Source organism: Formivibrio citricus, from assembly GCF_900115065.1.
Lineage (GTDB): Bacteria > Pseudomonadota > Gammaproteobacteria > Burkholderiales > Chitinibacteraceae > Formivibrio > Formivibrio citricus.
The window spans coordinates 65948-92090 of the sequence record NZ_FOVE01000009.1; the positions used below are offsets into that span (position 1 = coordinate 65948).

At 53.2% G+C, this 26143-nt stretch carries 18 protein-coding genes and 1 pseudogene; 5 read left to right on the forward strand and 14 right to left on the reverse strand.

Annotation, left to right across the window (positions count from 1 at the left end; translation table 11 throughout):
* Positions 1 to 2 precede the first annotated feature (2 nt).
* The 11 genes from BMZ36_RS07425 to BMZ36_RS07475 form a co-directional block, all read right to left on the reverse strand.
* Entirely contained in the window at positions 3 to 914 is a 912-nt protein-coding gene (locus BMZ36_RS07425) for a DUF5655 domain-containing protein (RefSeq protein WP_091193754.1), read from the reverse strand.
* Positions 901 to 4119, reverse strand: a complete 3219-nt coding sequence (locus BMZ36_RS07430; protein ID WP_091193757.1) for a type I restriction endonuclease subunit R — start codon at positions 4117 to 4119, stop codon at positions 901 to 903. Before BMZ36_RS07430 ends, BMZ36_RS07425 begins: the two co-directional genes overlap by 14 nt.
* Before the next feature lie 18 nt (positions 4120 to 4137).
* Positions 4138 to 5316, reverse strand: coding sequence for a restriction endonuclease subunit S (locus BMZ36_RS07435; RefSeq protein WP_091193761.1), 1179 nt, complete (start codon positions 5314 to 5316; stop codon positions 4138 to 4140).
* Between the two features lies 1 nt (position 5317).
* Positions 5318 to 7900: a type I restriction-modification system subunit M gene (locus tag BMZ36_RS07440; protein ID WP_091193765.1), complete on the reverse strand. Its 2583-nt coding sequence runs from the start codon at positions 7898 to 7900 to the stop codon at positions 5318 to 5320.
* 55 nt (positions 7901 to 7955) lie between these two features.
* A complete protein-coding gene (locus BMZ36_RS07445; RefSeq protein ID WP_091193768.1) occupies positions 7956 to 8852 on the reverse strand; it encodes a helix-turn-helix transcriptional regulator in 897 nt (298 codons plus the stop codon).
* A 140-nt stretch (positions 8853 to 8992) separates the two neighbouring features.
* Positions 8993 to 10258, reverse strand: a complete 1266-nt coding sequence (locus BMZ36_RS07450) for a Y-family DNA polymerase (protein WP_091193771.1) — start codon at positions 10256 to 10258, stop codon at positions 8993 to 8995.
* Positions 10255 to 10704, reverse strand: a complete 450-nt coding sequence (locus BMZ36_RS07455) for a LexA family protein (protein ID WP_218142662.1) — start codon at positions 10702 to 10704, stop codon at positions 10255 to 10257. The genes BMZ36_RS07450 and BMZ36_RS07455 overlap by 4 nt, the downstream gene beginning before the upstream one ends.
* Positions 10705 to 11059: 355 nt before the next feature.
* Positions 11060 to 11749 carry a DUF6933 domain-containing protein gene (locus tag BMZ36_RS07460; protein WP_091193780.1) on the reverse strand — a complete coding sequence of 230 codons (690 nt, stop codon included), beginning with the start codon at positions 11747 to 11749 and terminating at the stop codon, positions 11060 to 11062.
* A 34-nt stretch (positions 11750 to 11783) separates the two neighbouring features.
* The gene (locus BMZ36_RS07465) at positions 11784 to 12683 is read right to left on the reverse strand and encodes a nuclease-related domain-containing protein (RefSeq protein ID WP_091193783.1); all 900 of its coding nucleotides are present in this window, start codon (positions 12681 to 12683) and stop codon (positions 11784 to 11786) included.
* A 598-nt stretch (positions 12684 to 13281) separates the two neighbouring features.
* The gene (locus tag BMZ36_RS07470) at positions 13282 to 15084 is read right to left on the reverse strand and encodes a UvrD-helicase domain-containing protein (protein WP_091193785.1); all 1803 of its coding nucleotides are present in this window, start codon (positions 15082 to 15084) and stop codon (positions 13282 to 13284) included.
* Positions 15081 to 17222, reverse strand: a complete 2142-nt coding sequence (locus tag BMZ36_RS07475) for an ATP-dependent nuclease (protein WP_091193787.1) — start codon at positions 17220 to 17222, stop codon at positions 15081 to 15083. The genes BMZ36_RS07470 and BMZ36_RS07475 overlap by 4 nt, the downstream gene beginning before the upstream one ends.
* Before the next feature lie 265 nt (positions 17223 to 17487).
* Between BMZ36_RS07475 and BMZ36_RS07480 the strand changes: the two genes are divergently transcribed.
* Complete coding sequence (locus BMZ36_RS07480; RefSeq protein WP_091193946.1) at positions 17488 to 18570, forward strand: IS110 family RNA-guided transposase; 1083 nt, start codon at positions 17488 to 17490, stop codon at positions 18568 to 18570.
* A 272-nt stretch (positions 18571 to 18842) separates the two neighbouring features.
* Here BMZ36_RS07480 and BMZ36_RS07485 read toward each other — a convergent pair whose 3' ends face one another.
* From BMZ36_RS07485 to BMZ36_RS07495, 3 genes are all read right to left on the reverse strand, one after another.
* Positions 18843 to 19430 (reverse strand): hypothetical protein, encoded by a 588-nt coding sequence (locus tag BMZ36_RS07485; RefSeq protein ID WP_091193790.1) that lies wholly within the window; start codon positions 19428 to 19430, stop codon positions 18843 to 18845.
* Between the two features lie 117 nt (positions 19431 to 19547).
* Entirely contained in the window at positions 19548 to 20600 is a 1053-nt protein-coding gene (locus BMZ36_RS07490) for a restriction endonuclease (RefSeq protein ID WP_091193793.1), read from the reverse strand.
* Positions 20601 to 20673: 73 nt separating this feature from the next.
* On the reverse strand, positions 20674 to 21684 hold the full coding sequence (locus tag BMZ36_RS07495; RefSeq protein ID WP_091193796.1) for a DUF4365 domain-containing protein: 1011 nt from the start codon (positions 21682 to 21684) through the stop codon (positions 20674 to 20676).
* 820 nt (positions 21685 to 22504) lie between these two features.
* On the opposite strand from BMZ36_RS07495, the gene BMZ36_RS07500 reads away from it, so the two are divergent.
* The 4 genes and pseudogenes from BMZ36_RS07500 to BMZ36_RS07515 all read left to right on the forward strand — a co-directional run bounded on the left by BMZ36_RS07500 (position 22505) and on the right by BMZ36_RS07515 (position 26104).
* Positions 22505 to 22825: a hypothetical protein gene (locus BMZ36_RS07500; protein WP_143085999.1), complete on the forward strand. Its 321-nt coding sequence runs from the start codon at positions 22505 to 22507 to the stop codon at positions 22823 to 22825.
* Between the two features lie 2 nt (positions 22826 to 22827).
* Positions 22828 to 23361, forward strand: a complete 534-nt coding sequence (locus BMZ36_RS07505; protein ID WP_218142663.1) for an HD domain-containing protein — start codon at positions 22828 to 22830, stop codon at positions 23359 to 23361.
* Between the two features lie 49 nt (positions 23362 to 23410).
* Positions 23411 to 24238, forward strand: a pseudogene (locus BMZ36_RS07510) (5'-nucleotidase); the annotation flags it as partial.
* Between the two features lie 237 nt (positions 24239 to 24475).
* Positions 24476 to 26104 carry an ATP-binding domain-containing protein gene (locus BMZ36_RS07515; protein ID WP_091193810.1) on the forward strand — a complete coding sequence of 543 codons (1629 nt, stop codon included), beginning with the start codon at positions 24476 to 24478 and terminating at the stop codon, positions 26102 to 26104.
* Positions 26105 to 26143 lie beyond the last annotated feature (39 nt).

Sequence of the window (26143 nt, forward strand, 5' to 3'; positions counted from 1 at the left end):
TCTCAAAGCAGCGATTGATAAGACTGCTCAATCAACCCCATCACATAATCCAGGTCTTCGCCGTTGCCCAAGTACACGCGACGATTCATCGTCCAGTTGTACCCGTCCGGAATTTTTTCGACCATGCCGCGTGGGTCGTTGTATTCCATCGGGCGCAGGTGAATTCGCAGTTGGTTCTTCTGAACATGCACTTCTGCAAAGTTTTTTGAAACACGATAAGCCACGTAAAGCATGGTCGCCTTTTCTTCAATTGACTCATCCCACGCAAGAATCTGCTCTTGCATGGCATCGAAGAGTTGGCGGGTGGCTTCGTTGGCTTTGCTCCGGAGTGCTTCCACCGTGGCAAGGGATTCTTCAGCACCAACCGATTTCGAATCTTTCGGGATTGCAACAGCCGGCAGCAAAACCGCTTGAGCGTCTGGCACGTTTAGCGGTTCCAGGCTGAAGATGTCTTGCTCGTAGAAGCGATGTTTGAAGAGCTCAATCCGCAACGGCACCACCTCAACCGTATCCATATCGAACTTGCTGTAGGACTCGGCAATGCAGATCACGCGCGGATTGTTCCAGTCCAACTGGATGGAGTCTGCAACCGCCTTGCCCAGCTTGTCGATCATCAGCATGCGGAAAAATTCCGACTTCTGGGCGCGCAGCCATTTCAGGTAGGAAAGCGCCTGGTTGATCACATTGTCGTTCTTGTTGCGCTTGTACTCGATGATCACGGGCGCGCCGTTCAAATCCACTGCCAGCGTATCGATCCGGCCACCAAAAGTGGTGGGGTATTCACTAGCCAGAAAATGCAGATCCAGCGCAGTCATCAGGTTGCTCTCGACCAGCGCTTGCAGGGCTTTTTCCTTGTCGAGCGGCAGAATGTTCAGCTTGTTGAGCTTACCGGTAGTGTTTTTAAAGATGGCCATTATCTAATCCGTCGATTGTAGAAGTTGCCGCATGAACCTCGTCCTCGTTGCAAATGCACGTTAAATTACCAGGCACTTTTAGCTCAAAACCACCCTGAATGATAAAGGTGCGCAGCAACTCAGCGGCCTTGATATTCACTTTGAAGGCCTGGATGCTTTTCCCTTCCTGCGCCTCGAAATAGGCTTTGGCCTTTTGCTTGTCGACCGTTGCCAATAGCACATCAAAGCGACCGAATTCATTCAGATTGGCTTCAGTCGTTTTCGCGCTCATCAATGCAATGAGTTTGGTCGCATCGACTCCAAGGCATTCAACGATGGCTTCGATCTCCTTGTTTTTTGCTTGCGCCTGATAGTCCGCAAGGTAATCGCGGAAAGTGCGGCTAGGGTCGATCTGCACATCACCGCGCTGGATGTCATGCAGAAAGATCTCAGCGATTCTTTGTTCTTCCTGCGAGAGCGATGTAAATGAACGGTGCAACTCGGCCAAAGTGGCTTCCTTAGCCTGCTCGTCGCCGCCGTGCAGAACTTTGAGAAATTTCTCAAAGCGCGAGTTCATGTAATCGGCGTCGATCTTGCCGGTGTCGATTTCGGTGATATGGCTATCAATCTCGAAGGGAATGCTCCCGCCACCGCCGCCACCACTGCTGCCAAGTTCTTTGTAGCGCTGCAGAAGCGTCAGGTATTGATGATGGCTAATGGCTAGCGTGACTTGCGTCTTGGGATCTTCACCGAATTCATAAACTGATTTCTCCCACGTAAATCCTTGGATCTTCGCGGCTTCCAGGATGGCGCTGAACTGGTTGAACTGCTTGGCAAAGGCCGCGCGCGCCGTCAGGTCGTCTGGCAGCTTCGAGAAATCAGTAATGCCCACGGCACTGAAGATTGCGCAGATTTCGACAAAGCATGCGTTCATCCGCTCCAGATTCTGCGGCAAACGATCTGCATAGAGGCCAATCGGCTTGTCGCCGGAATAGAGCTTCACGGCGGCATCGACGTTCCGCTTCATCGTGTGGGGCTTGCGGTAATAACGGATCGTGCCAAAAGGCTTGTCCGACCCGGAAAGGCGATTGGTGCGCGAGAACGCCTGAATAATGTTTTCGTATTCCAATAGCTTGTCGAGGTAGAGCGTGTTCAACCATTGCGAGTCGAAACCGGTCAGCATTTGGTTCACCACGATCAGCAAATCGAGTCGTTTCTCTGGCTCGGCCGCGATGCGTTGGTAGGGCTTTTTGTGGGCAAGGCGTGCAGCCAAATCTTCTTTGAATCTCGCGTGCGTACCGAGGTCGAACGTCTGCCCATAAGTAGTGTTGTAGTCTCCAATGATTTCGACCAATCCCGCTGTCTTGAGCTCAGAATCACATCCCCCGTCGTCGTCATTGATATTCGGATCAAAGAGCGCAGTGATTTTCAGCTGCGGGCACTGCGCCTTCATCAACCGGTAGTAGGTGATCGCTTCCGGGATACTGCTGGTGGCCAAGATGGCGTGGAACTTATTGCTCTGGCTCAGGGTGACCCAGTTGTCGGCAATGTCTTGAATCACCGCATTCTGATGCTCGTCACGGTCATACTGCGAATTGGGCAAGTAGTCTTCGATGCCCTTATGATAAACACCCGCACCATCCCAGTCCCCAGCCATCGGCACTTCATTCATGTAGTGGTTGAAGACCTTCTTTTTCTTGGGGTCGGCAAAAGCTTTTGCCGGCGAAGCGGCTTTGGCCTTTTCCAGCGCGACGGCTTGCCGTAAATCCTTGTCGCGATAAGTCATCACTTGGTAGGGGTCGAAGCCCAGGACGTTTTTGTCGCGGATACCATCGGCAATGCTGTAACGGTGCAGCTCATCGCCGAAGACATCGGTCGTGGTGTTGTCCTTGCGGATGTTTTCCTTATGGATCGGCGTGCCACTGAAGCCGAAGAAAACCGCGCCGGAAAAGCTCTTCTTGATATCAATGAGCATGTCACCAAAGGTGGAGCGGTGGCATTCATCCACGATGAACACGATGCGCTTGGCGCGCATCTTTTCCAGATCATCGCCTTTCAGTCCATCCTCCTCATCCTTGAGTCGGCTCATCTTCTGGATGGATGTGACGATCAGGGTATCGGCAGGGTCGGTGCTCTTGAGTTTTTTGACGAGTACGCCCGTGTATTCCGTGGCCTGCACCTCTTCGCTGTCTCCGGCGAAGTTACGGTAGTTCTTCAGCGTCTGCGTGCCCAGTTCGATACGGTCGAGCAGAAACACCACCTTGTCCGCATCCTTAGAGTTGGCAATAAGCTGGGCCGACTTGAAGCTCGTCATTGTCTTGCCCGAGCCGGTGGTGTGCCAGATGTAGCCGCCCAAGCGGTTCGGGTTCTTCCAATCGGTCTTGGCGACTTTGTCCGATATGGCATGCGCAGCGTAGTACTGATAGCTACGCATCACTTTCAGCACGCCGTCTGATTCATCGGCCACGGTGTAAAAACCGATCAGCTGATGCGCCATCGGGATCGAAAGCAGGCTGGAGGTAAAGGTCTTCCAGTCGTTGATCGGCTCATTGTTGAAATCTGCCCAGTGGAAAGCGTAATCCTTGTTGAACTTCCCGTCTGGACCGGGATTGGCGAAGTAAAGCGCCTCGGCGGGCTCCATCGCTACGAAAATCTGCACCAGCGAAAACAGGCCGCTGAAGATCCCCTCGCGCGAATATTTTTCGATCTGATTGTAGGCCTGGCTCACCGGCACACCGCTTTTCTTTAGCTCGATGTGGATTACCGGCATGCCGTTGATCAGCAGCAGCAGATCGCCGCGCCGGTCGTTGAGTAGCGGCGAACCACGCACATAGCGCGGCTGTTGTGCGATCTGGTAGCGACTTTGCCCGGCGGCAATCTCCAGCCGGTCGTAAATCTTCAGGCTTACTTCCTTGCCGACGTGCAGCGAATCCGCCGGGTTGTCACGGGTGATAGCCACCGTTTTGCCATTGATGAAGCCATTGAGTTTGAGCGGGGTGCGCAGCGCGGTGATCTGCTCCATGATCTGCTGCATCTCGCTGTCGGTCAGCGGCACTTCATTGAGCCGATCCTTGCCGCGATTGTTCTCAAACAGGATTTTCTTCCAGTTCTCCAGCAAGTCCGCTTCAGTCGGATTCTTGATCACATCCGCGTCGCCCCAGCCACGCTGGCGCAGCGCGTCGATCACGGCGGCTTCAAATTCGGATTCTTTGGCAAATGTGTTCATGGCTAATCGTTGTGCCTTTTAGACAAACATCTTTTCCAGGCAGGCGGATTTGATCTGCTGGAGTTTCTGGATCTGGATGGCGTGCTTGGAAATTAGCTCGTCCAGTGTGCGGAAGTAGCTGCCGATTTTTTGTTGTTCTGTTGGGTTTGTTGCAAGGACAGCAACCCCGTTAATCGCAACTTTTGAGAGACTAGGAACCCCTGTGGATTCATCCTTCTGCTTCCAGTCGATCCGCTGAAAAATACAGTAAACAAAATCCAGATGGTTCTCAGCTTTGGGAATTGCGTAGAACAATGTATCAACCGTCCAGAAGGGCGCTTTCAAAATGTACGGCTTATCGATTGTCCCTTTTCGTCCAATCCCAACCGCATCCCTGCTGGTTGATAGCGCCTCATTCACGCTGAGCATGTACCCCCCAGTTCCATAAACTGGAATATCCCCAGGTGAGAGGTGTTTGTAATCCCGTCCGCTGCCCAGATCAATGACATCTCCCAGCCTCTTCTCCACCCAATCTCCCGAGAAGCCTTTGAAGCGGATTTCAGGGATGGTAGCGCCGGGTCGCGGGAACATCTTTTGCAGCATCGCTATTTTCAGCGCCACCAGCTTGTCAAGCTTGCGCTGATGCAGCGCGATCAAACTATCTAGCTCGCGGAAATAGTCGCCGATTTTAGTTTGTTCATCTGGATCGCGGGGGAGCGTGACTGGTGTGCCTTTAGCTTGCTCAACTGTGTAGTGAGCAATTGTGCCAATGTGGCTGATGCTTTTAAGGTACTGGCGAAATGGGGTCGAGGAAAGAAACGTGTAGAGATAGTGGCTATCCACTGCCTCGCGAATTTTGAACCAAAGAAGATCTGCGTCCTTGAAGTACAGCGGATCATCGTTTTTGACCAGAAAAGGGATACCGATTGAGCCACCACCAGTGACTAGCATGTCACCTTTTTTAATACGCCCAACCTTCGCGGAAAGCTCTTCGTACAGTTCAACGGAAATGAAAGCCTTGGCATTGGCTTCGCCTTTGAAGTGAGAGACGACATCGCTAGATCGGAAGAACGGGACTCCCGATTTGGTCCATTCATTTTTATGGACACGTGCAGCAGATGTAATTGGGAACAGCGCTCCCAGCTCTTTTTCATCCCAATCGCCACTGAACGCTCCAAACCGAATTCCGGGCAACTTGCTATCAGTTTGCGCTGTCATCTCAATTCCCTGCCAGCAAGGTTTTCAGTTCCGCGAGACCTTTAAGGTCAAACTCACTCCCGTCCAGCTCCCCAATCATGCCCGCCAGTGCGGTTTCGGCTTGTTGGATCTCGTGGGCGTTGTCGGCGTAGGTGATGCGATACTTTTCCACGAGGGTTTCGAGCTTGCGGACTAAGGTATCAATCTGCTGATCGGGCAGGCCGTGGAGTTCGTCATTGAAGGGGGTTATCCACTTGCGTTCGAGCAGTATATGCACCTGCGCGTCAGTCAGGCCTTCAATGGTTTTCTTGGTCTTGAGGTGCAGGGCTTCGGCCTCTTTCTTGATGGCCGCTTTCAGAGTTTTCTCCTCGGCGAGCCATTCGGCGATCTGGACGATTTTTGCCTCGTAAGATTCAGGCTCGAAATCGCCTGATTTTTTCGCCTCGGCGAGCAAGAGCTTGGCCTCTTTGGCGACGGCGGCTGCGACGAACTTGTCACCGGCATCGTTGACGGTGTCATTGGCCTTGTCTTCTTCGCTGAAGCTCTCCAGTGTTTCTTCAAGAGAGGCAGTGATTTCGCTGAGGCGGTTTTCCTTTTCGCGCAGCGCATCCAGCTCTGGCTTGTGGTGGATCGTCTGCACCAGCTCGAAGGGCATGATGCGGCCCCGCCAGCCCTCTTGCACCTCGGCTTCTTTGCCATCTTTTTTTTTGATGACGTAATGGGGGTCAACGACGCGGGTAGCCCCGAAGCCCTCGGTCTGGATGATTTCCAGATCGACCGCAATCGGTTGCCAGTGATCGTCGAGGATCTGGTAGGCCTGGTATTTATCGATGAGTGGCAGCGGAGCAAGACGGGCAAATAGCTCTTTACTAATGAGCGCCTCCTGCTGGGGAATTTGCAGGGTGCGCATTTTTTCAAGCAGCACGCTGCGCAGCCAGGGCGTGAAATCGGCAAAGGCGGTTTTGAATGCTGTGCCGTAGTTCTTTACCTCTTCATGTTCGCAGATGGTTTTGGCAAGGTCTTCCACCCGTGGCGCAACGTAGGGTGTGCCGTTGTCGGTAAATAGGGCTGCACGCAGGCTGGGAAAGGCCCTCCAGAAGTCGGCCAGCGCATCCAGTTCGCTCTGCGGGATGCCGCCAAACATGGAGGCATAAAGATCCCAGCTTTCCGCTGGCTCGGAGGAATCCACGTAGCGTGGGATGTTGAGGTTGTAGTCATTGGCCTGCAGCTCGGTCTTGGGAACGAGGCGGCTGTAGCCCGGCACAGTGAGGCGGCCGGTCACGGTGTCGGCGATTTTCTTGATATCAGAGGCGCGGAGCTTGTTGTTCTTGCCTTCCTTGGCAAAGCCCTTGGAGGCATCCACGACTAGCACATCGCTGCTTTCGCGCTTTTGCCGCAGCACCAAGATGATGGTGGGGATGCTGGTGCCAAAGAAAATGTTGGACGGCAGGCCGATGATGGTTTCGAGGTGGTTGTTCTCGATCAGACTCTTGCGGATTGCGCCTTCTTCTCCGCCCCGGAACAGCACGCCGTGCGGTAAAACGATGGCCATGATGCCATCCGGCTTGAGGTGATAGAGATCGTGCAGCAGAAAGGCGTAGTCGGCCTTGGACTTTGGCGCAAGGCCGAAGCGGGCGTAGCGCGGGTCGGCCTCTTTGTGCTGTGGGTCCCACTTTTGCGAATACGGCGGATTGGAGACGACTGCATCGAGATAGAGCGGGTTGTAGGAATTAACCGGGTCTTGATCGTCGAAGTACGGCCAATCGTCTTCCAGCGTGTCGGCGTTGCGGGTAACAATATTGCTGGGCAGGATGCCGCGCATGACGAGGTTCATACGCGTGAGGTTGTAGGTGTTTTCTTTCAGCTCTTGGGCGAAGTATTTGATGTTGTCCTTGTCCACCATGTGCTTGGCGATGGACTGGCCGATATTGAGCAACAGCGAGCCGGATCCGCTGGTGGAGTCGTAAATCTGGATGGTTTCGCGGTCCTTGAGGTGGTACGCGATGATCTCGGACATGAGCACGGAAACTTCATGCGGCGTATAGAACTCACCCGCTTTTTTGCCCGCATTGGCGGCAAACATGCTGATGAGGTATTCGTAGATGAAGCCGAGCACGTCGTAGCCCTGGCGGCCATCCATGGGGATGTCTTTGATGAGTTGAAGCAGCGCGCTGATCGCCTTGGTCTGACTGGCTGCGGACTCGCCCAGCTTGCTCAAGCCGGTTTCAAGCGTTTTGAAAATACCGTCGAAGAGCCGCTTGTGGTTCGGGTGAATGAGACGGCTAAAGGCAGACAGTGCCACACGCACATGTGCGACTTCAAAATCGCCACCCAATGCCAGCCAAGTCGAAAACAAATTGGGGTAAGAGATGAAATAACCCAGGTTGCTCTTGAAGAAGTTGACGACCTCTTCATCATCTTCGGAAAGACTCTGAATATCCTCTTGACTGAATTCTTGGCTGACGGCAAATCGTTCCAATTTGTCCGAGAGATACTTGTAAAAAATGAAGCCCAGGATGTAGTCCTTGTATTCATTGGCTTCGATTTTCGACCGCATCTGGTTGGCGGATGCCCAGATTTTTGCTGCAAGTTGTTGCTTGTTCACAGTAAGCCCTGTTTAGACGAATTTAATTTTGGATTGTAAGTGTGATGCGCAGTAATCAATTTCTTGCCCCCGGTTCAACATAACCCGGTGCCAGCACCGCATTCTTCACGCCATACAGCGCCAGATGATCTTTCAGCCACAAGCGATATTCCGGCCCGCGCAGGCTGTGATCCGGCGAGCAATCCACACTCCAGCGGCGCAGCATGTAGCCTGCCATCGCGGCGCGCACTTTGACGTGCAATACGCCACCCTCCATGCCGTAATCAAGTTCGGCAATTTTCGGTCTGGGCTGATCCGGATGAGGAACCAGATCCAGCTCAACAATCCGGCTCCACTGAATATCTTGGTCGGGGCGCTCGTGCGCCTCAAATATGCCGTCCATTTGCACGACGGGATTGATCATGCGGGTAATCACAAAATCGCGGAATTCCTGGCGCTTGCGATCATAGGCGCGCACATGCCAGCGCAGACCGTTATCCACCAGTGCGAAGGGCACGATCTCGCGTTCGGTCAACCCGGAGGTGGTGGAGTGATACTGGAGTGTGAGCGGTTTTTGCAGATGGATAGCGCGGGAAACTGTTGCCAGGACCGACAAGGCCGGGCGGTTGAGCGAGGAAGGGTATTCACAGGGAAGCATGGCGCCGCCATACCCGCCCAAGCCATCCCCGAAACCAAGGGATAGCAAGGACAGGACTCGCGGTAGCGGATGCTCGAATAGTGGGGTGAAGTTTTTGCCTTGGCGGTAAAGCTTGCCGCTGCCTTCGAATTCAATGTTGTCCGGTGCCAATCCCCGGTATTGCGCCAAATCACGGGTAGCAACAGCCGGACCTACCCAGAAGCGCTCGATGATATCAGCGCGGCGCAATTCACCCATGAACCACAGCCGAAACTCGATAAACGCCAGCCGTTCCTGAACGGCAAAGCTGAGCTTGTCGAGCTGCAATGTGGCCATGAGATTTCTCGATCAACTTACATGGCTTGCAGTTTACTTGAGATTGGATGTGTAAGCCATGCGGCCGCCGTTGATACATGATCAATTTGATTAGATTTTGGTGTGGGGCATGACGTGAATCAAGAAGTGTATTGGCGGCATTATGTGGTGACGGGCAAATCCTCCCACCGCGTCGTCCAGCACGGCGACAAGTTGTCCTGCCGCATCTTCCAACCTTGATTGAATCCCGCACTGGCCAGTTTCAACGTCCCCCGGCCCCAGCGCCGGTTGATCTGATCCATGGTTTCATTCAGGTGGGCACGTTTCAGGGGATCGGCGGTTTGCTGGAACAGGTTGCCTTGAATGGCGGTGTTTTCCTGCAGGTCGAGCAGCATGACCCCGGCTTTGGCATAGCTGTATCCGGGTTGGTAGATGCGCTTCAATATCCACAGTGCCGCTTTGGTCAGCAGCAGGGTGTCATCAATGGCCTGGGATAAAGGAACGGTGACGTGCGGACTGTATTGGGGATCTTGTAACCGGTGCGGATTGGTCCGGATAAACACAGCCAGACTGCCGGCCACCGATTTCTGCCGACGCAGTTTCTCTGCGGCGCGCGCCACATAGGTACTGACCGCTTCACGCAAATCCTGTTCGGAATAGATCGGTTGCCCAAAACTGCGTGAGCAGAGAATCTGCTGTTTGTTGGGCACATGATCTTCCAGATCAATACAGGGAATACCACGCAGTTCCATCACTGTCTTTTGCAGAACCACGTTGTACCGACGGCGGATGATGTCCGGATGGGCTTGAGTCAGATCCGCGACCGTAAAGATACCTTCCTGATTCAGCCTGACCGATAACCTGCGACCCACACCCCAGACCTCATCAATGGCCACTTCCTGCATCAAGCGGTGTTGAGTCGCCTGATCCAGCTTGACCCATTCACACACACCTGCGAATCCCGGCCGTTTTTTTGCCAGATGGTTGCAGAACTTGGCCAAGGTTTTGGTGGGCGCAATGCCTACGCAGACCGGCAAACCTATCCATTGCTTCACGGTCTGGCGAATCTCCTGGCCGAGTTCCGTGTGATCACGCCGAATCCCCTCCAGCCCCAGAAAGCACTCATCAATACTGTAGATTTCCTGCTGGGGAGAAAACCGTCGGAGAAGACTCATCACCCGATGGCTCATATCGGCATACAGCGCATAGTTGCTACTGTAGGCAATGATCCCGTGCCGTTGGGCCAACTCCCGCATCTGATACCAAGGCTGAGCCATATTGATGCCGAGGGCTTTGACTTCATTGCTGCGCGCCACCGCACAGCCATCGTTATTGGAAAGCACCACCACCGGCTTGCCTTCCAGCCTGGGTTCAAAGACCCGCTGGCAGGACACATAGAAGTTGTTCACATCGATCAGCGCGATCATCGGGGTTCCATGATCCAGGCTGTGACCACACCCCAGATACTCAACTCCTGTTCTTCATTGAGCACGATGGGCGGATAGGCCGGATTCTCGGCAATCAGCGCCAACCGGTTGCCACGTCGATACAGCCGTTTGACGGTGAACTCGTCATTCAGAATCGCCACCACGATGTCATCGTGCTTGGCCTCGCGGGAGCGATCCACGATCAGCGTGGCTTTATCGGGGATGGAGCGTTCCGCTATCGGGCTGACCATGCTGTCCCCGCAGACCCGGAAAAAGAATGTCGCCTCGGGATGAGGAACAAAACGCCGGTTGAGATCCACCCGATCTTCCACCCAATCCTCGGCTGGAGATGGAAACCCCGCTGATACTGAACCGCCCATGACGGGAATGGGCATAAGAGGCGGCAACAAATTCGCCGGAAACGGGCCAATCAACAAAGCACACATGGGAGTACCCAAAACAGAAGATGTTGGATATTATAGAACGTGCGTTCTATTCAATGCCAAGTCACTTTGTCAGGAGAACCCCATGTCGACCTTGATCCGCCAGAATCTGTCTTCCCCGGACTACCAGGTACTGTTGTCGTGCGTGATGATGGTTCCGCTGCTTTGGGTGTTGAGCTGAGGCGTTGACGTTTGCTTTTCGGCCTTATGTTGAGCTCCACATAAGACAGAAGATCAGTCTGTCTAGAGATTACCCTGCTGCCCAAGTGCGGTTTTTTCTTCCATATCAGCCTTCGCCACGGCACTGCTCGACTCGCTTTTATGGCGGGTTATCTTTGCCAGCCATGATGGCGGTGATTTAGTCTTGGATGAATCGTCTTTTGTTTGCCCTGATTTGCGCGCGCAGTTTGGATTCGCCTTGGGCGGTTAATCCTGCATAGTCCGTTAACCATTGGCAAAGCATTTCTTCCGCCGGTACGAAGTAATCCTTGCGCCCTTTGGTTGAGCGGAGAATATCGTTGGCAGATTCGTCGAACATGCCACATTCTTCATGGCCTTCTGGTAACTCTCCGGCCATTTCCGCCTGATCTTGCAGGTGCCAGACAACATCCTTCAAATGCGCTTGTACGCTCCGGTCTGCTCTCAGAAAGAAACGGAAATCACGATGGCGAGCCAAGAATTTTTCCATGGCGGCATCGAAATCAACCATCATCCCAAGATCGCCAGCAGCAAAGGCCATTTCGTTGGCTAACCGCTCGATAAGCTGATTGATAAACCCCTTCAAGTCTCCCTTTTTCAGGCCCGTGAAAACCATGGCATAGCGGGTGTCGGCTTCCATTGCAAAGATGCAAGCACGGCGGCGGATGCGAACCAGATGCACAACCCATTGCTGCAAGTGCGCAGGTTTCTGACCTGAGTTGTCTCGCAATAGTTCGGCATCATCCGCCAGATTCGGCGAAGGGGCCGCCAGAACTAATCGAGGTGTGCCTTCTTTGGATTTAGGTTCGATGAACTCAGCGAATGCTTTGCTACAGTTGAAAATCAGCATGTCGTCCTGGCCTTGGTTCTCGGGGGATTGAGTTCTACGGATTCACAAAGAACAAGCCAGAGTAGGCGTCCTTTTCGCATTCCGCGAAAAATTCCTTCTTCTGTTTGCGCAGCTTGGCCGCTCCGCCACAGGTCGGGCATGCCGCTTTAATGGCCGTATTTCTCTCGCAATCGTTACAGTAGAAGAAGTAGCTATACGAGTAGCGAATCTCCAGATTTTTGCCGCCGCAATGCTTGCAGGTGTGCACAGTCGCGGTGTCAGCCACAGGCTCCGGGAATGGATTGATCGCTTGGGCAATCTGCGGTTCCACTACCTCGGGTTCTGGTGCTGTCTTGGTCAGCGGCTTGTTGATGGCCTTGAGGAAGGCTGCAATTTTTTTGCGATTATCCAGAGTAAGCTCAAGCCCCTTCTTTGCCGACTTCTCCTGATTTGATTCAATGATTTTGTCGGCTACTTGATCAGCTTTGCACACCCCAGAGACCGGGCCTGATTGCGGCCAGATAATGATGCCATCGTCGGAAATCGCGACGTAGAGATCAATCGGGAACTTGGAAAAGAAGGCTTCATTTTTGGATGCCTTACCCAGCACATCCCGGAAAAATCGTTCCTGAAGGCGTGCCTGAGTGATCGGGGAGGCCATGCCTTTTGATTGGTTTGCCCCGAACCATCTGATCCATTGGCCATCGTCCTTGATCTGAATCTTGCCGTGAACGCTCTTGCTCTCGACGATGGACAGACCATGGGAATGGATAACCAGATGGTCAATCTGCGCAGCATCTCCATCCGCTTCAATGCGGATGCCGTTGAGAACCAGGATATCTGGATCGTTGCCAAAAAAACGCTTGAGGTAGAAGGCCATTTTTTCTTCTGCTGCACGGCCTGATCTGGCGAACTTGTCGTCAGATTGGAAAGGGTCTAGTTCTTTGAAAATCACGACAGAATCCGGAAAGCTTTTGTTGTTTTGTCGATTTTACGCGAAACACTTGATCCTTGGCTTATGACTAGGCTCTGTAGGAGTTAAGTGTTGCAAACAACCCCAAACCTGCATTGATGCTAGTTTGTCAGCGATAGTGTTATGGCGCAGGAAAACCTAGTAGGTACATGGTTTTTTGGCTAATTCGTTTTTAATGCAACAGCTAATTCAGACAGAGCCTATGACTATCCCCTCCTGACAACAAAAAACCGCCTAAGCGGAGCTATGGAGTGATGCATGGGTTAGCCTTGTAACTGACTTACCTACTTGCCTAGTTCCTGTCTGTAAACCATTCCCAGCCCCGGCGTTGATCTTGTTGCGCGTTCTGATAATTAATGCCTGAATTCACCGGACTGCGCAGCTTTTCGCCCAGTTCCTGTGGGGTGGGCCGTCGGCAATGGACAAGGGCGGGACTTCGGCCAAAGCGGACGATGAAATTGCACTACATGAACGACTGCTGAGCAACTAAAGCAGCCCTTCAGGCGACGACTGCAGTTGCCGACTCAGCTAGTCAAACAATAGGCTGATAACAGAGGGCAACCACCGATGAGCTACCCCTTTATACAGCGTCGTAGTCGAACACGTATTCAGCGAGGATTTCCGTTGACGGATATGCCCCCCGTCCTCCGCCTCTGCGGCGTTGCTGCTCTGAAATAAGATAGAGATGCTTTCGCGCCCGTGAGCCAACAACGTAGAGCAACTTCTTCGCGCTGGTGACTCCACCGTCCGCCTCATCCTCTTCGCTGAAATGAGGAACCATCCCTTGTAGCAAACCGAAGGCGATCACGACATCAAACTCTGCGCCCTTGACGCCGTGGATAGTGTTCACCGTAATGCCGCTTCGGTGCTGGAACACCTTGCGAAAGAAGTCGATTTCTCCAATGTAGGATGAGCCTTCCCTCCGCAGTCGTTCAACCTTCGCCGCAGAGCTATCGAAGAACGCCCTATGGTGTTCGTTTAACAATCGGTGGGACTGCCAGTCGATCCCGAGGCGGACCATCAATGCATCGAAGTACAACCTGAGATACTGCAGGCCATCCGTCTCAGCGAGCAGTACGGAGTTACTCTCGCGAAGTAGTTGTTTTGCGGTCATCCCGCGCGCGTTGAGGCCTTCGTTGCCAAGATCCCTGATCACCTCGTTCGCCCAGCGCATCCTCCTTACATGCTGATCAGGCGACGCCTGAGTCAACGCGATGCGTGACAGCCGATACCAGAAATTCTCCTGATCTCGGCTGAACGGAACCATCCCCGGACCATCGAAGTGAAACTCGGGCAACGCACCCGCTAGCCGTCGCGTAACGCCCGCCAAGAGAATCCACCAAGGCGCTAGCACGCATATCTGCTCTGGCCGGACTCCTTGAGCGGCGCTCAGCCTGATGATCCGTACAAGCTCGGCCTCCACTTCGTCGCGGCCTACGACGGTGTTGTAGCTGATGGTGCTGCTGAATGCACGGTCAGGCCCCGCCCCGTGAATAACGGTCGCTTGGACGGTGAAGTTCGAGAAATATCTGATCAATCGGTCAGTGGACCGGTAGTTCTCAGTCAGCGCACGATCTTTGATGGGCACTCCACAGAGCCGCTGTAACTCTGTCACTGACATCGCGAATCCGCCGAGCGATCCAAAGATCGCCTGATTGGGATCGCCAACAACAAACAGCTGGGTACGCTCAGCGCCTGCTCGCACGATGGCCGCAACGATCTCGTACTGGATTCGCTTCGTGTCCTGGTACTCATCGATGAGCACCCACTGGAAGATGTTGGCAAGCACCTTCGCGATCTGCGGCTGGCTTCGGATGAGGCGAGAGGCGTAGTACAGGATCAACTCAAAATCAATCTGCCTGTTATCAGCGAGTTGCTGGAAGTACAGCGCAAAAATGGCTTGAAGACGCGCGTGTTTGCTCTGGTCCCTGCAGCCCAAGACATAGCCTTGGTCGGTGAAGTAGTAGTCGCAGTCCCAATACGTGATTCCGCGCTGCGTCCGGCACAGCTCTTCCAGCAGTTTTTCTTGCTCGTGGCTGTCAATGATTCGAAAGCCATGCGCTATTGCGGGCTCGTAGATGGCGTAGGGCTTCAGGATCCATTCGAGGCAGAAAGAGTGGATGGTTCCGATCCAAAGCTGGGAGGTGTCAACCCCTAGTCCTTCGATACGCTCATGAATCTCGTCCGCTGCTCTGTGCGTGTACGTAAGCGCCACAACGAACTTTCTGTTGCTGTCTAAGCGCGAGAGCTCATAAGCGATCTTGTAGGTGAGCGTCCTGGTCTTCCCGCTGCCCGGGCATGCCACCAGGAAAATACTTCTCTCTTCGCGAACAGCATCTGACTGCTCTGCGCTCAGTTCTTTCTCCGTCCAGACGAATGTCACGGCAGGTCGCTCAAGAACGGAAGGATCTGGTCGTTCGGCAGTCCTATGGCAGCCTCGGCACGGATGGTGTGGAAGTCAATCGCGCCCGCGTGGTACTGCATTAGACGCTCCCAGAAGGTTTGCAGCGCCGGAGGCACAACGGATCCGGCAGGGTTGTTCACAGCCACCCGATGCTTGAGGATGTTGAAGATCAACTGTGTGGAAAAGGAACCGTGGGCGAAGACGATCGCCTGACGTATGTAGGAAGGGATGACGGTCCTGTGATCGACGAGCTTGCCGAGACGAATAGCAAACCAGCCCTTGCCTTCGTGATTGGCCATTGTGAGAACTCGTCTTCCATACTGAGCTGGATCGCCCGATCTCAATTGCGCTGTAGAGAGTGCCTGCGTTGCAGCTTGGCTATAGACCGCGTTGACAGACGAAACCACCTTCTCAACATTGCCCGCAGCCACAAAATCCACCTCGAACGTATGCGCGGCAAAGAACGGGCGAACCCATGCATTGACAGCGGCTTCGGCATCTAGGGTGACTCTCCGCGCTGCACCTGAAACTTGGGCGCGCAGCAGCTTGCCCTTGAAAGCTACCGTCTCAGCATCGTCCTCAGGCAAGGGATTTGGGTCCATAAATGCCGCGTCGAGATCCGTGATGATTGAGCAACGTCGGCGTATTCGTTCATCATGGAACAGTACGGAGACGTTGGAGAAGCCCGTGCTGCCAATGTTGATGAGACTAATCCCTAGCTCGTCGAGGCTGACGCCCAACACCTGCTTCACCATCAACGGGATGAGAATCTCTTCGGCATCTCCCTCGACCAGAAGCACGCTCTTCGCAAACAGCAGGTTGCTGCGGACTGCATCAAGGTAGCGTTGAACATTGCCTATCTGTTCGGGCTCAAGGCTGGCAGAGGGCTGGAACGCCTCGCACTTATTGCCTGTACGTCCAAGAATGTTGACGCTCTTGATGTTGCAGACTTCCGAGATGTGCGATGAATGCGTTGAGTAGATGATTTGCGCCTGTGCGTAGCCGATTCTATCGAAGAGCGTCTTCTGCACATGGGTATGCAGATGCGCCTCAGGTTCTTCGATGAGTAGAAAATTGGCAAGGGGCTGGCGTTCGTGCTGATACTTAAACTCCAGAAGCTTCAGTGTCAGGAAGATCAGGTTCGCGCCACCGAGGCTGAGTTCATGGATGCTGCCCTCATATTCCGTATCAAACTCGCCAACGAAGAGCTTGAGCGACTGAAATAGCAAGTCCGCTTCGTCCGGCAGATCAGATTTGATGGAGAGCAAGGCAGGCGAGTAGGTTTGACCCGCAGCACCATGAATTGTCTGCACAATGTCGGAGCGAACAGTCTGAACGTCTTGCAATCTTTCAATTTCGGTATTCAACTGCCGGGCCCGCTCCACGATTGGCTGAAACTGCAGAGGGTCGATCTGACCACTCTTACTCTTCAGCAAGGTGAGAAGTGGGTTAGTCCGGTTGCTATGAAACTCTGAAACAACATCACGAAGGGCTTGAATGAAAGTGAAAGACACCTCCTTCGCGACCGACAGCGTTCCCGGGATGCGCGCGCCTAGTTCGAGAAATTCGACTTCGCTGCTAAAAAGCGCATTGTCAAAGTCACCGACGATACGCTGGTAGACTGCCTGATCGGAGAAATCTGCGGTGCTCTTGCCGGTAAACAAAGTTTCATAGTCGTCAATAGTGATGCGATCAAGAATCGCATTCATCCCGGCCATGTCTCCATTTTGGAGCGCAGCCAGATTCATTCTGATCTGCTTGTTTGGTCGGAATATCAGGTTGTAGGTGGCACACGCCACCACGCCACCAGCTTGGCCAACTCCTGTACCGTGAACGAATAGGGCCTGCATCGCTTCATCAGCGCTGACTTCGTCAAATTCAACACTGATGATGATCCAGTGACCACGCCAGGAACCGAGCCCTCGATAGAAATCAGACTCATCAAGCCTGTATGAAGCTCGGACCATGCTGTCGTCCAGCATGAGCCGTATTGCTCTCAGGACGTTGCTCTTGCCTGCGCCATTTTCGCCAATGATCGTGTTCACGCCCTGCTTGAATCGCAAGGTAGCGTTCGCAAAGTTACGATAGTTGACTAGTGTCAGCTTGGATATATGCACGCCGTCATCCTCATTTTTCTAGGGCAAAGCACTCGCGCATAACCTGCGCAACAAATTCTTCGTACCACTCCGGAACGTTCATCACAATGATGCCCAACGTTTGAGGTAACCGGCGACCGGAGCGCGGAGGGTACCGGCAAGCGGCGCTTGCCGGCGTCCGGTTGACTGATGGAATGGACTCCCCCCGGTTTTGTGGCCCAGAGTAGGCGTTGCTGGTCTGCATCGGCAAATGGGGATCAGCTTCACTCAACAAGATGAGTCCTCCATGAATGCTACTACTGTTGCAGTTGATCTGGCCAAATCTGTTTTCCGAATCGCGGTTGCCGATTCTGCATGGCGCGTCGTTGAACAACACCGGCTCACGCGCTGCCAGTTCGAACGCTGGTTTGCCAATCGTAACGTTTCGCTAGTCGTCATGGAAGCCTGTGGTTCGGCCCATCATTGGGCGCGCTGGCTTAACGGGCAAGGCATAGAAGTCCGGTTGTTGCCTGCTGCTTATATCCGCGCTTATGTCCGCCGCAACAAGACCGATGCCGCCGATGCCTGTGCCTTGCTGGAAGCAGCACGCTGCGCTGATATTCAGCCGGTCAAAATCAAATCCGTCGAGCAACAGGCTTTGCAAGGTCTGCATCGTACCCGCTCATTATGGATGGCTAGACGAACCTCCCGCATCAATGCTTTGCGCGGCTTTTGCCGGGAATTCGGTATTGTCCTGTCTACAGGAAGTCGAGTAGGGATTGAGCAAATCAGCCGTGTACTGGCAGATCCGGCCAGTGCCGTACCCGGATTGATTCGCGGGACAATGAAGTTACTGGTGGAGGAAATCCGGCTACTGGAGGCACGTATTAGCCAGCTGGAGCGAGAATTGACTGAAATTGCCAGGCAAAGTGCAGCATGCACATTGCTGATGTCGATCCCTGGTGTTGGTTTGTTGACTGCAACGGCGATGGTGGCTGCAACCAGCGGGCATGTTGAGCACTTCAAGGATGCACGGCATTTTGCCAGTTGGTTTGGCTTAACCCCCAAAGAGCATTCGTCCGGAAGTACGCGCAAATTGGGGCGGATATCCAAGCAGGGAGATCGCTATCTGCGCATGTTGCTGACCCACGGTGCCCGCGCAGTTTTGCGTTCGGCGTCGATGGCAAAAACCGCGGGCAGGCCTTTGAATGTCTTGCGCCAGTGGGCGCTGGATGTACAGGCCCGCACCAATCACAACAAAGCAGCCTGTGCGCTAGCCAACAAACTGGCGCGAATCTGCTATGCCACTCTGCGGGATTGTTGTGGTTTTGAAGAGACGGTTCGCTTGCAAAGAAAACTGCAACGGACTGCATTTGAAATGCCGGCTTGAATCCGGCAGGCAGTAAAACTTGATCCCAGCGTTGCGAAGAGATTGATCACCCATCATGGCTTAAGGAAGCAATCCGCACGATCAGACGCCGATAACTCTTCCGGCAGCTTGCCTGCCGTTTGTACCGATTGGCGCATCGTGTTGCAGATTCCATGTCGGCACGGGTCACACAGAACCCACTTCAGATGCCGGATATACGACTGCACGCTTTTCCTGTCAGCCTCAAAAACGATCAATCCCTTGCTTTGCGGGGGGAGTCCATATACGAGAGGTTAGGCACGGGATAGCTCAACATATTTTCCAGCAACATACTTCTCAAAGTACTCGCTGCTTCGGTGGGCGAGGAGGGGAACGCACTTCGCTTTCAACTCGACCCAAGTGCGGCACCCTTGATCTAGTTTGTCCGAGCTGATGCGGTCGAGAACCCAGGCAGTGAACGGAATGCGCTTATCGAGAAGAAAGCGAATCAATGATTCAGCTTGGTGTAACCCTCCTCCACTTCCCTCAAAGGCGATGTTGCCCTTCGAAAAGACATACCATTCGCCAGTAACTGAATCTTCAATTACCACCGACGGAAGATGCCAAGCGGTTGTTGGTTTGTCCTCAACGACAAAGTGAACCACCGGCTGCCGAGTAAGGGCCAATACAGCATTGAGATCTGTGAGAAGGCTGAACGTCCTGTAGCGATGAATATATTCGATATTCTCGCCATACCTTTCCATTATGTCCGGATCATCTTCAACCACCGTGGGTTCCTGAGCGGGAGCAGCAGTGGAGCGAGCAAAGAAGACCTTCAGTTGGTCATATGCAGCGTTTCCAACAACTCCGGACACTGCCATTTCGACAAGCTTGTCAAACATCCCATACCTCCCAGGTAAGTGTGCGAAGGGCCTAACGTTTGAATTCACCGGCCTGCGCGGCCTTATCGCGCAGCGTCCAGCGTCCATCGACCGAAGGGCGCGAGGTTGAGCGTCATGTTAGGTTTCGCTAACCGCGGTATAGAAGGTGGCAAAAGCTTTGTCAGACTTGCGAAGTTGTTCGATGTTAACTCGCTCCGCTGCTTGTAGTGAAAGAGTGGTTCTCATGCCGGGACCAGAACGTTGGAGTGTCCTCCGATCCAATCCAAGCCAACTTTCAATTTCTGGTTCAGGAATTGCTGCAACCCACCCCTCGAAATCGATGTTCCGCTTGAGCATCTCGAAAGATTTTTCCGTATCGCCATCACTGTCAACGACGATAAGAACCTTAGGTGCGAGTGTTCCAAGGGCATGAACAGCATTGGCTACTCTTGGGACAGAAAACTTACCCATGGCTACAACAATCTTGATCGCTTTGCGTGAGTTGGTGGTCGAAAGAATCCGCCCGGCCAAATACGCAATTAGTTCGCGATCTGACTCGCCCTCACATACGACAATAAGGTCGGCGGTCGATGTTGACGGTACTTGCTGTGAAAACACGTTTCCAGTAGCACTGTCGTAGCCAAGGCGTTCAATATCGATTTTCTGGGAATTGCTGCCAGTAACAAGCTCTGCCTCGGTTGGAAAGTAGACTATGCCTTCTTCGGCAGCTTGCCGGAGCTTGCGCTTGAGTACAGTGCGGAAGCCAAGATCTCTGTTTATCGCAACGTCTATATCTCGCTTATCAAAGAGCACAAGATTTAGGCTTTTCCCAAGAGTCAGAGCATCGACGGCATCCTTTGAATAACCCGACATCGACAAAAATATACCAATCGTCCCGACAAGTTTTCCATCAACTTTGCCTTTGAACTGATAAAGAGTAGACGCGGGTATCTCGTCTTTATGCCATTTAGCTTCTAGGAGAAAGACAGATCCATCGAGGAAAAAGGAACCATCAATTTGTTCCCCCGGGGCCTTGTAACTGGTGCGAGGATCAAGACTGTCAGCACGAAGAAGATCGGCAAGCAAAACCTCAAATTGATAGCCTCGCTGTCTGAACCACACCGCGTCTGCGTCATCCGGAGGCGCACACAACTCGGCGTATTTGTCTTTGATTGCTTGAGGTGTCGGCATGGTAAAACCTAACGTTTGAATTCACCGGCCTGCGCGGTTTTTCGCGCAGGTCCGGTGGAATGTTGGGTTAGACCTATGAACGCAATAGGTCATCGAGATGGGAATCGAATACATCAAAGTCTTCAAAATATAGCCGCTCTGGACATCTTGTTTCATTTTCATACTCGTCAAAAAAATACCTGCTGTACCAGTCTTCGGCCAAAAACGTGTGAGGCCTAGCTTTGAGATGGAGATAAAGGGATGGGAGTTGCCGTGAGAAATAATAGGCTTGACTTTCCATTACCAACTCGTATGCAGCAATGATGCTATCTCTGTAGTCACTCAAGGTTTTTTGGAATAGGTCTTTTAGTACTTTGTAGTAAATTGTAATCGACGGATCGAGATTGGCTGATTTAATGTAAGAAATATTCTGCTCATACCAATACGGTAGATTTTCTGGTTTTTTGCCGAGTAAATATTTCGACAACAATCTGTGAAACTCATAATGCTGATTAACCAAATATTGAATGGTCGTGCTGCATGGAACATCATTAGGGCTACGTTTGCACATTAAGACTAGCGGCCCAAGAGTATTGAAAAGCATCAACGACTTCTCAATGGCGTTTTCTATTTCAGGCCAACTTTTTTCTCGGTTATATGACAACTCGAATGCAAGTAGTCCAAGCTCCGAAAAATCAAATTCCTCAAACAGGCTTACAGAAATCGTTTTCGATTTGCCTTCAAATTTCCCCTCGCGATTCTGTCCATTGATGTTTGCCCAATAACACTTTCCGGTGCCTATGCAAGCAACACACAAAAATACCGGAACAGGTAGTGACAACCAATAGTTCAGTGTTTCTCGTTTTATTCCGCTGAATGTGGCTCTACCTTCAACAAACTTTACGACCTTCTTGCCCTTTAGCTGAAGGGCGGTCATGTCGCCGGACAAAACCTGCTTTCCCCCAACTATTTCGACGTAGGCATCAATTCCATAGTCGCGCTCACTGAGTTCCCTTATGACCCATTCTCTGGGTAGCACTTGTCGCAGTACCGTGAATGATTCACTTTCGATGATGTGTTGATCAGATCGCTGTGGTAGACGCATATCTATTTAGGTCTAACTGTGAAATAGACCCCACTCGGGGCCATAAAAATTTAGGTAATATGTCGGATAAAGAAATGTCGTCATCTGGCGCGTAAATCGTTGTGCTGCAACGCACATAAATTTCTGCAATCTTACCAATCCCCGAACCTACGGACAAACAGTTGAGGCTCCAAGGAATCGCGCTTAACTGTTTTTGCAACAGTTCCCCTGCATGCAGTTCTTGCTTGGTCTCATTGAATGCTCTGCTTCATTTAGATGATTGATGCGCGATGGCGGCATCGAACGACCGCTTCTTAATCAAAACCGGAAGCACCATGCAAACGACCCGAACTTCCGCTTAGGCCGATAACCCGCCAAGACACGATGCCCATCCCCTGCAAGCGATGTCGCAAGGAGCTCAAACTCTGACTTGTCCACAAAATCCGTGGATAACTTCGGGCATAGTTGAGGTATCTGCCTGATCAGTAAGAAAGAGTTGCGATTGCCCGCTCCAGAGGCAGATCGCAGTCCATCCGAGCTCAGTCCCCGCAGGATGATCTTCTGCGTTAACCGTTGTAGCTTCCTGCAGAAATACTCCCGCCTGCCTTCGTAACAATTCCCACAGGCTCAGCTTTTGAGAACAGGCTGGCCTAAGATGGAAATGTAACGCCCTCTGCTGTTCTTCTGCCGGCTCCCGGCAATTTTTCCTGATTGTTCGATAACGATGTTCCGCTGGCCAGATGGCTCGCACAGAACAGGTCGCGACTTGTTCCGGCGCGCTGAATGGCTGACTGCGGGCAATGAAGATGCTGTAGCCCTGTCACTCGAAAGGAGCCTGAAAATGCCTTACAAACTCATGGTCAATGACAACTACCATTACATGGACAAAGATGAATGCTATTGCGACGGAACCTATGCCTCCGCCGAAGAGGCGCTGGCCAAGGCGCGCAAGATCGTCGATGATTTCTTGGCGGATAGTTATGCGCCGGGCATGACGGCTGGCGCGCTGTTCTTCCAATACAAAAGCTTTGGGGAAGCCCCTTGGCTGGCGCAAACGGGCGACGATCCGCATGTGAAATTCAGCGCTTGGGAGTATGCCAAGCAGCGTTGTACGGAACTGTGTGGCTCGAATGCACCGGAACCCAATCAGGAGGAAGCCTGACCATGAATGCCATTGCCGAAATTTTGCGTGCCGCCGCCTTCGCTGCTGAAAAGCATCGGGACCAGCGTCGCAAGGATGCCGATGCCTCGCCCTATATCAATCACCCCCTGCAACTGGCCAATGTTCTGGCCAATGACGGGGGCATCTCTGATCCGGTTGTCCTGTGCGCAGCGCTGCTGCATGACACGGTAGAAGATACCAAAACCACGGAAGAAGAGTTACGAGCAGCCTTCGGCGCAAAAATCGCCAGCGTGGTCATGGAAGTCACCGACGACAAATCGCTTCCCAAGCCCATGCGCAAGCAACTGCAGATTGAACATGCCCCACATATTTCTCATGAAGCCAAACTGGTCAAACTCGCGGACAAAATCTGCAACCTGCGCGACATCATTAACTCGCCGCCGGCCAACTGGCCGCAATCGCGCAAACAGGACTATTTCGACTGGGCGGCCAAGGTGGTAGACGGTGTGCGCGGGCATAATGCCGCACTGGAAGCGATCTTCGATCAGCTTCACGCTCGCAAGGATTCGGTCTAAGCCGTAGTTGATGGTCAGCCGTTAGGTCCAGTCATTTCAAGGATGAATCATGCCCTACACCCTCGATGGCAAATTGGTGGTTGCCGTATCTTCCCGCGCCTTGTTCGATTTCGAAGAAGCCAACCAGGTTTTCGAGGCGCAGGACGAAGCCGCCTATATGGCCTACCAGATGGCCCGGCTGGATGAGCCTGCGCATCCCGGTGTGGCCTTTCCGCTGATTCAGAAGTTGTTGCGCTTCAATTCAGAAGAGGAACAGCGGGTTGAAGTAGTGATCCTGTCCAGCAATGATCCAGCAAGTGGATTGCGAGTTTTTCGGTCTGCTGAAAAGCATGGCCTGCATCTGGAACGAGGGGTGTTTACCCGAGGCCGGTCGCCCTTCGGATTTCTGGAGGCGCTGCATGCCAACCTGTTCCTTTCTGCGCATAAGGAAGATGTGCGCTCGGCGCTGTCCATGGGATTCCCGGCTGCACAGGTCTATCCCGGCAGCCAGGGAAACAGCCTGAATCATCCCGATGAAATCCGCATTGCCTTTGACGGCGATGCGGTGCTGTTTTCAGATGAAGCTGAACGGGTATTTCAGAAAGAAGGTTTGCCGGCCTTCCAGCAACATGAGCACGACAAAGCCTTGCATCCGCTCCCGCCTGGACCGTTCAAGACTTTTCTGGAAGCGTTGCACCGACTGCAAAAGGAAACCCGGCAAACCAGTATGCGCATCCGCACAGCACTGGTCACCGCCCGCAGCGCGCCAGCCCACGAACGCGCCATTCGTACACTGATGAACTGGAACATTCAGGTCGATGAAGCCATGTTCTTGGGCGGTTTGGAGAAAGGCCCGTTCTTGGCGCAATTTGAGCCGGATTTTTTCTTTGACGATCAGGTAGGGCATTGCCAGTCCGCATCCCAGATCGCCCCGACCGGGTTGGTGGTGAATGGGGTGGTGCATGATGCCCGCTAGTAGTGTCAATGAGCGCAGGGGAGCTGCAACGGCCCCCTGTTTGAGTGTGCCCCCCTATCCATTCCCAACCAACACGCGCTAGACTTACGCTGGTCAAAAGTAGAATAAAGGTTGCGCACGCCAAAACCTGAAATAGGTCTTGGCTTGTCTGTCTGGCTTATGGCAGTACTCTTCCCTTGCTCTCCAGTCGCCCGCGCAAGTGCTGGCTATTACCGTGAACTCGATGTGCTGGAACGCCTGCAGCACGGCCTGCCCCCCGGTTACGACATTTTCCACAGCGTGGATTGGCATAGCCTGCATCAAGGTCAGGATTGCCACGGCGAGATTGATCTGGTGGTCATGAACCAAGCTGGCGAATTGTTGCTGGTGGAAATCAAGGCCGGTGACGTGATGTTCCAGGATGAAGGCATCTTCAAACGGTACAGCGATAAAACCAAGCGGGTGGATCAGCAGATCAAGGTGCAGTACTCCGCGATGGTCGGTCGCCTGAAACATGCAGGGATCAAGACTTCAGTCAAAAACTGTCTGGTGCTGCCGGATTGTCGAGTACAAAGCGGCGAGATCATTGCCATTCCGCGTGAACGAATTTTCGATGCCGCCGATTTCGATCAGCTTGGCAACAAGGTTCTGCAGTTGCTGCCCCAGGGCGAACCTTCTCCTGTTGCCGACCAGCTACGGCGCTTCCTCGGCAACTTGCTCAATATCGCCCCCGATGTTTCTGCCATGCAGAGCCAGATTGTTTCCACCAGTCGCAAACTGGCCGATGGGCTAGCAACTTGGGTGCCGCGCATTGACGCGCCTTCAGGCGTCATCCGCATTCAGGCCACGGCTGGCTCGGGCAAAACCCAACTGGCGTTGCGCCTGCTGGAAAATGCCGGTGCCCAAAAACAGCGTGCTCTGTATGTCTGCTACAACCGACCGCTCTCCGATCACATTGCCCGGCTGGCTCCTTCACAAGCGCAAGTCAGCACTTTCCACGAACTCTGTGTGGATCATTATCGCCGTAAGGTTGGCGAACCAGATTTCAGTGTGCAGGGAATATTCCAGACCATCGTTCAGCACTATCTGGAAGCCATGACCGATTGCGAAGCCAGGCTCGATTTGCTGATTATCGATGAGGCGCAGGATTTTGCCCCGGAATGGGTGGGGTGCCTGATCGGGCAACTCAAAGAACATGGCGCACTCTATCTCATGGAAGACGAAGACCAGCGCCTGTACGAGCGCGATGGATTCGAATTGAGCGATGCCGTACAGCTGCGTTGCCACGATAATTTCCGCAGTCCGCAGATTCTCTGCCAAACCATCAATGCCTTCGGGCTCTCCAGTCATCCCATCGAAGCCCGCAGTCCGTATCAGGGCAATGCGCCGGAATTCTTGATCTGCGATGGTAGTCCGCAAGCCATCCAGCAACAAACCACCCAAGCTGTGCAAGACCTGCTGGAACAAGGTTTTTCGGTAAGCGACATTGCCATCCTCTCCGGGCATGGCGCCGATCACTCCAACCTGCTCAAGCAAGACAAGCTGGGGGCGCACACGATACGGCGCTTCACCGGACGTTATACGCCGGACAGCACGCCGATCTGGACTGATGGCGAACTGCTGGTGGAATCGGTTTACCGCTTCAAAGGCCAATCAGCCCCGGCAGTGATCCTGAGCGAATTCGACTTTACCGAACTCACCGAACACGAACGCCGCAAACTGTTTGTGGGGCTGACGCGGGCGCAGGTTACCGCCAAGCTGGTTTTGACCGAAACGGCCGCCAAGGCGCTGGAAAAAATGCTGGGGTAATACCGGAACAGAAAAGAAGGAGGCAACGCTCAAGCCGGG